General features: G+C 50.4%; 12 protein-coding genes and 2 pseudogenes. 12 read left to right on the top strand and 2 right to left on the bottom strand.

Annotation, left to right across the window (positions count from 1 at the left end; genetic code table 11):
* Window positions 1-275 precede the first annotated feature (275 nt).
* From Q6A51_RS26270 to Q6A51_RS26215, 12 genes and pseudogenes are all read left to right on the top strand, one after another.
* Complete coding sequence (locus tag Q6A51_RS26270) at window positions 276-575, top strand: hypothetical protein (RefSeq protein WP_221618944.1); 300 nt, start codon at window positions 276-278, stop codon at window positions 573-575.
* Between the two features lie 329 nt (window positions 576-904).
* The gene (locus Q6A51_RS26265) at window positions 905-1453 is read left to right on the top strand and encodes an STY4534 family ICE replication protein (protein WP_304576069.1); all 549 of its coding nucleotides are present in this window, start codon (window positions 905-907) and stop codon (window positions 1451-1453) included.
* Window positions 1454-1508: 55 nt separating this feature from the next.
* Entirely contained in the window at window positions 1509-1727 is a 219-nt protein-coding gene (locus tag Q6A51_RS26260; protein WP_304576068.1) for a hypothetical protein, read from the top strand.
* 93 nt (window positions 1728-1820) lie between these two features.
* Window positions 1821-2165, top strand: a complete 345-nt coding sequence (locus Q6A51_RS26255) for a hypothetical protein (protein ID WP_304576067.1) — start codon at window positions 1821-1823, stop codon at window positions 2163-2165.
* A 15-nt stretch (window positions 2166-2180) separates the two neighbouring features.
* Entirely contained in the window at window positions 2181-2780 is a 600-nt protein-coding gene (locus Q6A51_RS26250; protein WP_304576066.1) for a DUF3275 family protein, read from the top strand.
* Between the two features lie 94 nt (window positions 2781-2874).
* Window positions 2875-3486, top strand: coding sequence for a hypothetical protein (locus Q6A51_RS26245; protein WP_304576065.1), 612 nt, complete (start codon window positions 2875-2877; stop codon window positions 3484-3486).
* A gap of 47 nt (window positions 3487-3533) precedes the next feature.
* Window positions 3534-4676 (top strand): annotated as a pseudogene (locus Q6A51_RS26240) (DUF6094 domain-containing protein); the annotation flags it as partial.
* A 131-nt stretch (window positions 4677-4807) separates the two neighbouring features.
* Window positions 4808-7060: a DEAD/DEAH box helicase gene (locus tag Q6A51_RS26235; RefSeq protein ID WP_304576064.1), complete on the top strand. Its 2253-nt coding sequence runs from the start codon at window positions 4808-4810 to the stop codon at window positions 7058-7060.
* A 91-nt stretch (window positions 7061-7151) separates the two neighbouring features.
* Window positions 7152-7550, top strand: a complete 399-nt coding sequence (locus Q6A51_RS26230; RefSeq protein WP_304576063.1) for a hypothetical protein — start codon at window positions 7152-7154, stop codon at window positions 7548-7550.
* A 468-nt stretch (window positions 7551-8018) separates the two neighbouring features.
* Entirely contained in the window at window positions 8019-8243 is a 225-nt protein-coding gene (locus Q6A51_RS26225) for a hypothetical protein (RefSeq protein ID WP_198729106.1), read from the top strand.
* Window positions 8244-8876: 633 nt separating this feature from the next.
* Window positions 8877-9686, top strand: a complete 810-nt coding sequence (locus Q6A51_RS26220; protein ID WP_304576062.1) for a restriction endonuclease — start codon at window positions 8877-8879, stop codon at window positions 9684-9686.
* A 485-nt stretch (window positions 9687-10171) separates the two neighbouring features.
* The gene (locus tag Q6A51_RS26215; RefSeq protein WP_304576061.1) at window positions 10172-10444 is read left to right on the top strand and encodes a hypothetical protein; all 273 of its coding nucleotides are present in this window, start codon (window positions 10172-10174) and stop codon (window positions 10442-10444) included.
* A gap of 522 nt (window positions 10445-10966) precedes the next feature.
* Here Q6A51_RS26215 and Q6A51_RS27715 read toward each other — a convergent pair.
* Both Q6A51_RS27715 and Q6A51_RS27710 read right to left on the bottom strand, forming a co-directional pair.
* Window positions 10967-11353 (bottom strand): methyl-accepting chemotaxis protein, encoded by a 387-nt coding sequence (locus Q6A51_RS27715; RefSeq protein ID WP_405046189.1) that lies wholly within the window; start codon window positions 11351-11353, stop codon window positions 10967-10969.
* A 150-nt stretch (window positions 11354-11503) separates the two neighbouring features.
* Window positions 11504-12274 (bottom strand): annotated as a pseudogene (locus Q6A51_RS27710) (PAS domain-containing protein); the annotation flags it as partial.
* Between the last annotated feature and the right edge of the window lie 13 nt (window positions 12275-12287).

The raw sequence follows: 12287 nt of genomic DNA, 5'->3' as shown, positions 1-12287 counted from the left end.
TTCTTTTCGGTCACTTGATTGACCGCTTGGATTTTGAATTCTTCGGGATAACGTGGGTTGCTCATGGCACCTCCTGATTGGCCTCAGTTTAAGGCAAAGAGGTGTCTACGAAACCCAGGGCGATTCACAAAGCATTCGGAAGCGCGAACAGTCAATTGGTTATCCGGTTGATGAATGCACACTCAAACCCAATCCGCTCTAACCCACGCGGGGAATTCTTCCCCTCAGGGCGAAGTGTTTCTCCGCTTTCTGATACCCGAAATCGGAGAAATACAATGACTCATAACCCACAACGCTTGCCCATGGTGATCGAGATTGGTCTGCTTGCTTTCCAGGCCCGTCAACACATATCCCTTGACCTGCAGAACCTCGATCTCCTTTCGGCTGAAGTAGATCTGTGGGGCGACGTTCGATCCAAGGTCATGGAATTGGCCAGGATGGATCACACCGATAACTACACCCCTACAACGCATCCTATGCTGAGTGATTTTGGTCTGCTTGAGGACTATCAAAAAGCACGAGACAGCTTCATATACAGCCCTCTGGAGATGAAGATTCGTCACCCATCCTGGTGAGTATGCCAATAAACACAGCCCCTTTAATCAGGGGCTTTTTTCTATCACAGGGGCTTGACAACAGCATCAGTTCTTTCACATTCTTAGGCCATGTATCGCTGACGTTGTCAGCAACATGCCCGGGTAGTCTCAGATCTCATGGCTACGTTGCGTTTAACGCAATGATCACTTCCCGAAGTTCGCAAAGCATTCGGAAGCGCGAACAATCAACCGGTCACCCGGCTGATGAATGCACACTTTATCCAAATCAGCTCTATCACCCACGCGGGGAATTCTTCCCCTCGGGCGAAGTCTTTCTCCGTTTTCTGTTTTGAAATTGGAGAATCACTATGAGCAATTCTAACGAAACCAAATACTTCGACATCCACACCACTGGTATCGGTTATCTCAACCGTATTCGTGAAGTGAAACCGAAGAAAGGCAACCCCTTCATGGCCGTGACCATTGCGGCTCTGCATGGCAAGTCTGATGATGTTGAATACACTTACATTGACTGTAATGTCGTCGGTGAAGAAGCTGATTATCTCATCCGACGTTGCATTGACGCAGTTAACGCTGACAAAAAGGTCCTTGTGTCCTTTCGAGTCGGTGATATCTGGCCTGATGTGTTCACCTATGAACACGGTCCCAAGAAAGGACAAACAAGCGCGAGCCTAAAAGGCCGTCTCTTGCACCTTTCCTGGATCAAAGTCAATGGTGTAACTGTTCATGAAGCCAAACCAAAAGATCAGGCTGATGCCTCGTCGGACGGTAACGCTTCTAATGGCTCTACTACTTCAAATCCAGCGCCTACTGAAGTTCCAGCGCCAGTTGCTGAAGCTTCCTTTGCAGCAGATACACCTCAGAAGCCTCCTCGCTCTCGCAGGCAAGCTGCCTGATACAACACACACTCAAGGCGCCCTTTCGGCGCCTTTTTTTCATTCGGAAGATGAAATGAAACCGTTGATCCAAAACCTCAAATTCACGCTCATCGCTTTGCTGATCTTTGGGGTTGGTATTGCCCTCTGCGAATTGGGTACACAGACATCTACGCCATCGATCATCCAAGCGGGGTTCTACGTGCTGGTGATTGCTGGCCTTGTAATTTTCACGGATATCATTGTGAGTATGGTGGCTGTGGTATACCGATCGTTCATTCACTCGCATGAATAAAAACACTGTCGAGGCTTCGCCCTCCTGATTTAAACAACCCACACGGGGATTATTCCCCATGAGGGATGGTCCCCTCCCAATTGGAGAGACCAAATGTCTATAGCTATCCAGATTTTACATACTCAGTATGTTGAGACACTGAAACAATACCCTGTGGTTCTTACCACAAAAGCATGGAAACGTTTTATCTGCCGTGATAAACCCTACGACTCTTGCGACTTGGGGTTTCGGCTCGCAATCGTTATCCAGGCTGCGCACGAGGCATTAAATTCAAATGCAGTGAGTACCCATTATCTGTTCGGCATGCATCTAGAAGTAGCTGATGTGCGCCACTGGGTTATGCTGCAACTAAATGTCGTATCCCTCCCAGGCGAACCGTCTTACTTGCACATTTCATTACTTGATGAGTCACAAAATTTGGATGGAGAGGACTTGTAGTCTCGGTAGCCTTAAATGATCACTCTTCCGGGTCACTTGGCCATTCGTACCATCAGTGGCCGGCATGGGTATTTCAATGTCGGTCGGTTATCAACTTCAATCGGAGAGTTCGTCATTAAAGACGCTCTCCTGGAGCAATATACTGAGGGCAAGTATCGAGGTGATTTTGCAATCATCGAGATACGCCCCTCCTATTACGTAACAGGAGGCCGGCTGGTTGTAGAGGTCCGTGCACGTCTTGACAGTATGGTTTTGGATGACGTTGAGAATCTGTCATCCGAAGATACGTCTCACATCGATGCCCAGATCCCTGATCCGGTCGACGATGACAAACCAACTTCATACTCACGTCCACACAAAGCTCCTCGATCCGAGTCGGCAGTCTCTCAACCAGATGACCTGCCCCCGTTCGGGATGCCTATCGCAAAGCCTGCACAACCTTGTGTGAATGATGCAGACGCCGAGTTATTCGGCTCTGTCTGGCCATTGGGGCATGCCGTAAAGCTTGACTCAACAGTGGATAGGCAGCAATTACGCAACCAATGTCAGAGACTCAGCCAGATGGGCTATGAACTCGATTTCCGGCTTCAAACTTGGTACAGGTCACCGACCTGACGCTTGACGTTTCTGACCACAAACACCATCACTCCAACCATCGGGCATACCTCTCCCGTGGGGGCAGGCATGCCCTTCCACGCAGATAATCCTTATGGTCCAACTTGCACCATCCCTGCTGTATCAGATCGATGAATTTCCTGATTTGTACGTCGATGCTTGTGTCTGTGATGAGCAGCGCAACCTGGTGTTTTTCTCCGCATGGGGACGTGACACTGCGCTTCAGGAGTTTTTTGCCAGGCTCACACTTGGCCGAGCTGATGGGGGTATCGATCAGTTTCACCTGTTGATCAACGGCCAGCGTTTACCAGTGTTTCCGAATCCTGACCTGCTTGAGAAACGCACCACCCGGCAATACCCAGGAACGTTGTTTGGCAGTCTCTTACACCTCTGGCTCTTCGACCGGCGTTGCGCTGTGCCTGACCAAGCAAATCACTTCGCTTATGCCCTGATACATCAAGATCAAGAACCTCTTCAGCGGCTTTGGCCACTTGTCACCAGAACCTGCCCCCTGCCTCTGCTTCAGCATTGGCGTAAGCCGGTCATGCAGGTATTGGTCGATTACGGAATGCTTGCCCCATTAGTCGGGGCTTTGGGCACCGTTAAGGTTTGGCGACTAGCAATTGCTCTTGAGGCCCTTGAGCTGGCACTGGGCGATCTGATCAGAAGCGGGAAACTCACCTCTACACCCATGGCGTCCGCCTGAACCCACCGGGCAGGCCCACTGCCCATCTATGCACTGGAAAGAACTCTATGGCTCTGATGTTCCCACGCTTGGCGCGCAACTTCGCCAAGAACGGTTATTACCCAACCGATGAAAAAACCTTGGAAAGAACACTACAGGCTCTCGCTCCCCCCTCCTCCGGCAGCATGCGGATATTCGATCCCTGTGCTGGTGAAGGTGTGGCCTTGGCTGAGGCAGCCCATGCATTAGGTCGAGACCGGGTGCAAGCATGCGCAGTCGAATATGACAAAGAGCGGGCTGGACATGCACGCTCACTGCTTGACCAGGTACTGCACAGTGATCTGATGGACACGATGATTTCGCGCCAGGCTTTTGGCCTGCTTTGGCTGAACCCGCCTTATGGGGATTTGGTCGCAGACCATAGCGGGGCATCCAACTATCAAGGGTCCGGTAGACGTCGCCTTGAAAAGCTGTTCTACCAGCGCTGCATCTCGCTACTGCAGTACGGCGGGGTGCTCGTATTCCTGGTACCGCACTACGTACTTGATGAGGAGCTCTGCGGCTGGCTGTGCAATCACTTCACCAGTCTGCGGATCTTTTCTGCGGCTGAACGTCAGTTCAAGCAAGTTGTGATAATCGGGATTCGTGTTCGACGCCAGGATCTGGCACGACCTTCACAGATCACGAGCATCAGGGAGCAGCTCCAGGACATTGGTAACGGTGCAGTTGTAGCTCCAGATCTGCCGGAACAATGGCAGGAAGAGCCTTACAGAGTATTGGCCTCGACCAACGATCTACAGCACTTCTACCGCGTCACACTTGAACCAGAGCAATTCGCCCTGGAAATCAACCGCCTTCAAGGGCTTTGGAGTGACTTCACTCTGCACTTTGGCCAAGCCGGCATGCAGCCAAGACCTCCGGTCATGGCACTGTCTCAGTGGCATCTGGCTTTGGCTCTTGCAGCTGGTGCCATCTCAGGCGTTGTGACCTCTGGATCTGGACGTGTCTTAGCTCTCAAGGGCGATACCTATAAGGAAAAAGCCCATAAGGCAGAGTTCACAGAGGATGAGCAGGGCAACATGTGTGAAGTCAGGATCCTCACTGATCGTTTCATCCCGGTCATTCGGGCATGGGACTTGACGCCGGGGTCAGCCACTTTAGGCCGTGTCCTGACGATCACCTCAGCACAATCTGAGACAGCGCCAAACGACCAGAGCCAGACACCATCCGGCGACTGAATCACTAACCCCCTTTCAAGCTACTGATAACCATCCCAGGGTATGCGCCATACCCCTTGGGGTCGTGCATGCCCTGTCCTCCCACAACTGACAGAAATCGCACGATGAACAACATGACTCAGGCTCTTCCCAACTGTAATTCTGCATCACTGAACATCGCCCTGACTGACTTCATCGCAGAGTTCGGTGATGAGTTGCTGGACTCACTCAATCGATCCAACCCGCCGGTTTACACCGGTATGGCCAACGAACAACGCGATAGGGTAATGGCTGCACTCAATCGCAAGCCTTTTCCTGCCCAAGGGCGAGTTGTACAGGCTGTGGCAGCCCTATTACTGGATCGTGGCGAGCAAGCAGCCATTATCAATGCCGAGATGGGTACCGGGAAAACCATGATGGCCATCGCTACAGCGGCAGTAATGCACGCCGAAGGCTATCGCCGATCACTGGTTATCTCACCGCCACACCTGGTATACAAATGGCGTCGTGAGGTTCTGGAAACTGTCCCTGATGCACGTGTATGGGTCCTAAACGGCCCTGACACCTTGCTCAAGTTGCTTAAACTCAGGGAGTCCATAGGCAAACAGCCTGATGGTCGCCAAGAGTTTTTCATCATGGGCCGCGTGCGCATGCGCATGGGCTTTCACTGGAAGCTCGCTTGCTGGTCCAAGCGCGCCCTAGGCGGCAAACACCTCGCGGCATGCACGCATTGCGGTCATGTGCTTAGCGATACTGAAGGGAACCTGGTCACGACCGAGGAGTTCCACCGAGAAGAACGCCGGCGTAAATGCAGCCACTGTGACAGCCCTCTTTGGACACTCATGCGCCCAGGGCGAGCTGAAGCAGGGGAACGTCGCAATATCATACTCAAGTCGATGTGCCGAATTCCGACCATTGGGCCCGTCCGGGCCGAACGACTTATGGGCGACTTCGGGGAGGACTTTCTCGCCTCGATGCTGGTAGACAACGTTCATGAGTTCATCAACCTGATGGACGCTCAGGGCAACTTCATCTTCAGCGATCGGCAAGCCAAGCGCATGGAGCGTGCGATGGCCAACATCGAATTTGGTTTTGGTGAAGGCGGCTACCAGCCAACTGAGTTCATCAAACGCTACTTGCCAGACAGTTTCTTCGACCTGCTGATAGTGGATGAAGGACACGAGTACAAGAACAGTGGTTCGGCGCAGGGCCAGGCCATGGGGGTGCTTGCAGCCAAGGTGCGAAAATGCCTGCTACTGACCGGCACACTCATGGGCGGATATGCCGACGATCTGTTCTACCTCTTGTTCAGGATCCTGCCGCGACGAATGATCGAAGACGGCTACCGACCAAACCTCAGAGGCAGTATGGCTCCGGCCGCCATGTCCTTCATGCGCGACCACGGAGTTTTGAAGGACATCTACACCGAGCGTGATGGACAGTCCCACAAAACGGCCAAGGGTAAGAAACTCTCGGTGCGAACAGTGAAAGCGCCCGGGTTCGGTCCCAAAGGCATTCACCGCTTCGTACTCCCCTTCACGGTGTTCCTCAAGCTCAAAGATATTGGCGCAAAGGTTCTGCCTTCGTACCAGGAGGAGTTCATCGACATACCCATGGCACCAGAACAACATGAGGCCTATACCAAGCTCGCCAATACGCTCACCACAGCTCTTCGCCAGGCACTTGCACGCCGAGATACGACTCTCCTCGGCGTCGTACTCAATGTGCTCCTGGCCTGGCCGGACTGCTGCTTTCGACCTGAGACAGTCAATCACCCACGCACGAGGGAGTTGCTGGCCTTCACACCAACCATCTTCACCGAAGATGAACTGATGCCTAAGGAGCAGGCAATCGTTGATCTGTGTCGCCAGGAGAAAGCCTTGGGCCGCAAGGTTCTTGCTTATTCGGTCTACACGGGCAAACGAGACACTACAGCGAGGCTGAAGCGCGTACTTGAACAGGCCGGTCTCAAAGTGGCCGTCCTGCGGGCAACTGTCGATACCTCTCGGCGTGAAGACTGGATCCTGGATCAGGTAGATCGAGGCGTCGACGTGCTGATTACCAACCCAGAGCTGGTGAAGACCGGGCTGGATCTGCTCGACTTCCCAACGATTGTTTTCATGCAGACGGGATACAACGTTTACACCCTTCAGCAGGCAGCAAGACGTTCATGGCGGATTGGGCAGAAGCATGCTGTGCGGGTGATCTTTTTCGGCTATGCCGGCAGTTCACAAATCACTTGCTTGCAACTGATGGCCAAGAAAATTGCCGTAGCTCAAAGCACGTCAGGTGATGTTCCGGAGTCTGGACTCGACTCGTTGAACCAGGATGGTGATTCGGTAGAGATGGCACTGGCAAGGCAGCTAGTGGATCTGTAGCTGAGAGTATGAATATCTTACAAAGCTCTCGACAGGCTATTTATACAACCAATTAAAAAACCGTCAAAACGAATATTTGAGAATCAAAAACATGTCTGACAGTGTTGAATTTGAACGCGCAGTTACTATTATTAACGGCATTGATGCCGCAACATCCCTTGCATGCAGGTTGCTGCTGGAGTCGGCTTTTTATGAGGTAACACCTCTTCCACACGATGAATATAAGTTTGAAATCAAGATCGACCGAAAGGAGCTACTAAATATAATTCCGGCCATTACAAAAGGTACAACCACAGCAGAGATAACGATTTTATTGAGGTACGCCGATTCGTTCGACTATGAAGACCTTAGCGAGGTTTTTTGGAGAGTTATCAGTGATGCAAAGGATAAAGGTAAATTAGACCTTCCAGGCTCAGAAAACTCGGAGCATGAAGGAGTACGAATAGAGTGCTCTAGTGTCGAGCATATTTTTGCAAACTGGCACAATTGATAAGACAGGAAAGCAAACCATAAAAGTCCGCCCCTTAAGGGGCGGATCTGACCGCACAATTTTCCGTGAACACGAAATACAGCGAGGGGCCGGGAGAAATTCCGGTCTTTCGTATTTTTCAGCTATGTTAGGATTGGTGGTAAATCAGCATTGGGATGATGCGGTTAAGGGGTTGAATGGCCTTAAAAGGTTGAACCCCAGCTCAAAATAATGCTTGTAGTTTGAGCTATATTTCAAACTACAGGCATCAAACGAAGGTGGCGACTGGTACGGTAAGACCGATGACGAAATTGCTGCCATACAACTCGAAGAGCACAAGTGGGCTGAGCATGAGGAACACCAACGAAGATTGGATGACCTCAAAGGCGACGGCGACTGATCGACTTGGCTTGCTGGGCGGTGAACCAGTAACCAGGCAGGAAGATGACCGGCCTCGGCAAACACAACTGAATCCACGGAAAATCGAACATGCAATTTCTGTTGAACAGTGTCGTTTGCGCGTCTATGGCCATCGGTGCTCCATGTCACACCGAAAGCCCCAAAGCGGGTTTGCAATACCCCACACTCGAAGCTTGTGAAGATATGGCCTATATCTACAACAACGAGCAGTTCCAGCGCAAAGAGGAACGCCTTGATGCCGACGGTAAGCCGGCGAAGGTATGGACATATTACTGCCGAGCCGTCACAGGCTAATTGTTATAGGTAAACGTCGCCCGCTGCGCCCAAGCCCCGGCCCTCGCTGGGGCCGAGGACGTAGAAACAGGTCACTTTCGGGCCGATCAAGCAGGACACGCCCAGGAGGGCAAAGCAAATGGCTGTGGTTATCGATACGTGTTCCATCTGCAAGCGTCCTTTAGGGGGCGTTCCTGAGCTTGCGGATTGCGGCGGGGATTGCTTGGAGTGTATGGCAGAAGCAGGTGATCCAGACGCGCAGGCAGCGCTCGATCGCATTCGACAGGATAAGCAAGATACTAAACAAGCTGCTCACCTTGCCGAGAGCCAAAACAGGTAGGAAAGTGGTGTTAGTTGGGCAATGGGTCAGGCAAGGTTTTAGTCATGCAAAAAATTGACTGGCTAATCTTGCAAATCCCACACTCTCCACGAACAAGGGAGAACGCGGCGGATCTGCCGCCCAGGCACACCACAAGCCCAGCCGGCAAAAGTTGGGCACGCTTAGTACAGGTACTCCGGACTGGCTAGGGTGCGCAATAAGGGATCAATGTCATGCCGATGATCGACACCGACGAAATTCTTGGGCTTGCTGGCTGCAGCCCTCAAGGACGATAAGTCTGTCCATCACCAACTCCACGAACAACGGAAAACCTTATGCTCGACGTAAAGAACAGTACCGAATACGAGAAGGTTGCCCAGCAGGTCTACCAAGCGATTCTAGCCACTGAAGAGGTCGAGACGATTGAGGTACTGCATAACGTCCAAATCACCGGGCGTTCAGGCGTTGCTCATCAGATCGACGTGTACTGGCGCTACCTCAAAAACGGTGTGGAGCATCAGGTGTTGGTGGAGTGCAAATACTACACATCCACCATCGACCTCATCCACGCACGCAACCTGCTTGGCTTGCTCACTGACATTCCAAACAGCCAAGGCGTATTGCTCACCACTATGGGATTCCAGAGCGGTGTGGTGAACCTGTGCAACTTCTACGGGATAAGCCTCAAGCGGCTTCGTGATCCTCAAGGGTCTGATTGGGATGGTTTCATACAGAAGTTCGAAATCCAAGGCATCGTGAACAAGACGGATTACCTTGAGCTTGGGGTTAAATTAGACAGTAAGCACGATGAGACGGCTTCCACCTTGGCAACAGAACCCGCCATCAAGCTACAGGAGTCGCTGCTGCAAGACAGCGCGGCTTCCCCTGTCCCAGCAGCCACATGGCTTGACCGAAACGTGCCCTTCGACGAAAGCCAAATTGGCACGCCGCTGACCATCACCCTCACACCGCCAAGTACCTTCATCGTCTTGCCGTCAGGTCAACGAGTCAAAATTCACAGCATTGACGTTCAATACGTGCATTCGAGCAGCGTGTTCAACTTCAACTTTGATGCGATGGATTTGGTCAAAGGCGTACTGGAAGACTTCAACACTAAAACTATTGATCATACCCTTCACCACTGACCCAAAAAATCAGATTACGACCACACCCACGAGTCACGGAAAATGCCATGTCTAGACCTCATTCATCGCCTTTTACATTGGAAGATGGGTACTGACAACATAGTTTGTCTCGTACACATCGAAATCATTGGTCCAAATGTACATCTGCTTAGCTACCCCAAGCAATATAGTTTGGCACGTTGCCAAGCATTGGAGAATTTAAGAAGCACTTGAAGACAACATAGTTTGTCCCCTGAAATAATCTATAACAAGGGCATTGTAGGTCGAACCAGTCTGACAGACTCGGACTGTTATCGACCCTTGTTTTTGGGCAAGTCAAGGTAAGTAGCGGCCAGCTAAACCCAAACTGGGTGTATATCGGCTTAGCGCGCTGGTGGAATTTGGCTCCCAAACACATACGAAAAATAAACCAGATATCTCTTTGACCACTGCGATGGTTATACGACGACTGCCACGAGTTAGCTGAATTTGTCGGTGCGCGGCGAATGAACCTGAAAGAAGATTGGGTGATGCTCAGGTTCGTGAACACAACGGTAGCGAGTGGAGTGATGTTCATCCTTCCGCTGATTCTGATCTGCATCCTGCTCGAAAAAGCCCTCCAGCTCATGCATAAGGCGGCAGCCAAAGCTCTTCCCATGTTGGAGACCTACAGTGTCGCTGGTCTCACTCTGCTCACAATAATCGCAATCGTTGCCTTGGTTTTTCTGTTTCCTAGCCGGACTTTTGGCCCGGACCAAAGCGGCATCCGGCATGATTGAAGCAATCGAAAGCAACGCGATCGGCAAGTTGCCTGGTTACGGCAACAACCCATATGGCGGGAGTCGAGAACTTTGAGGGTGCGCAGGCAGGGCTCATCTGTGAAGACGACGGATGGTTATTTTTTGGTGCTGGAAGCAGAGGTCGATGGATGGACATCCGTTTACGTGACTGATGCCGGTCCAGCGGGGCCTGCGAATGATGCCCGTCCACACATGGTAAGGATTACAAATCTAACGTGGTTAACCACCTATGCGGCAATAGCCGCTCAATCTAACTCGCCCGCTGCGTCGGCAAAGGTGTGTTTGCTGGCCCCTTACTAAGCCTCAACCACTGATGGCGAAAAACCAGACTATGGTTGGTAATAGTGTAGCCACAAAAACGAAAACTGATGCCGTATCCAGCAAGTCAAGGGTAGACGAAATGCCGCATTTGAAAGAGTAAAACTTCTGACAGTTAAAAAAGCCGTCTTTGTAATCGAGACGGCTTTTGTTTTCGATCATGCTATCTCTGAAGAACAAAATTTAATGGTTTTCTTTAAACAGCGTCGATACTGTACGTGCAACATGGTCAGCACCGTCACTTATCTCGCGCATTATAGTTGTAACTGATACAATCTGTTCGTTATTTTCGTCGGCGCTACTAGCAATGCTATTCATATTGAGGTTGAGCTGTTGAGTCAGCTTCCCATTTTCAGTAACCACGCTTTGAATCTCCACTGTGGCACGGCTGGTACGAGCAGCGAGTAGACGAACCTCATCGGCGACAACAGCGAAACCTCGACCCATCTCGCCGGCACGAGCAGCTTCGATGGCGGCGTTCAAGGCTAATAAGTTAGTCTGCTCTGCCACACTTTGAATAGTCGTGACTATTTTTTCAATGTCTTTAGCCTGACTATTTAGCTCATTAATTAAAGCAACCGCATTATTGATAAGGTCTACAGTTTTCTGGGATAGCTCAATAGAACTTCCCAGAGATTCAATTCCACGTATTGAAATTTGTGAAGTCTCTTCAGCAGTAGTAAAAGAGAGCTCTGCTGCCTTACGAATCTCTTCAGCTTTGTTCCTTTGGGCGCTTACGTCAGTGGCGAATTTAATTATCTTGATTACCTCGCCGTTTCCATCAATCACTGGATTGTAGGTGGCTTCAAGGTAAATGGTATTTCCTGATGAGTTTTTACGCTCAAACTGACCTCCACAAAAAATCCCATTTTTTAGATTTTGCCAAAAACTTGGATTTTTTTGATAAAAATCGTCGAAGCAAAACATTCTATGATGTCTGCCTTTTATATCGGTCAGTCGATAGCCCATAGTATTGAGAAAGTTTTCATTTGCCGTCAGTACCACACCTTCAGGAGAGAATTCAATAACTGCCATTGATCGACTGATAGCTGTGTATGCTGAGTCAAGAAGCAAAAGGCGCTCCTGCTTATTAGTAATATCTGCAGCAATCTTACATATCTCTGTGATTTTATTTTCCTCATCTTTCACGGGAAAGTAAGTTGCTTCTATCCAGACAAAAGACCCATCTTTTTTAACCCTTTTGAACGTCCCATTTTGTGTCTCCCCATTCGCTAAAGCCTGCCAGAATTTTTTATATTCATTAGAGTTATAAAAAGATGGCTCACAGAAAGTTCTATGGTGTTTACCAATTACCTCTTCACGGGCGTAACCCAAGGTATCCAGAAAAAGATCGCTTGCATCAAGGACGTGTCCATCAGGCTTGAAACGAATAACTGCCAGCGATCTGTCAAGGGATGAGCCACGGCATTGAAGCTCCGTGATTTTTTTTTGGTAGCCCAGGATTTCGTTTTTTTTATTGAATGAAAACATGGCTTTTACTCCG

Origin of the sequence: Pseudomonas serbiensis (genome assembly GCF_030580745.1) — a bacterium.
Classification (GTDB): domain Bacteria; phylum Pseudomonadota; class Gammaproteobacteria; order Pseudomonadales; family Pseudomonadaceae; genus Aquipseudomonas; species Aquipseudomonas serbiensis.
Note: the sequence above shows the minus strand (reverse complement) of the source record. Positions and strands in the feature narration are given on the sequence as shown.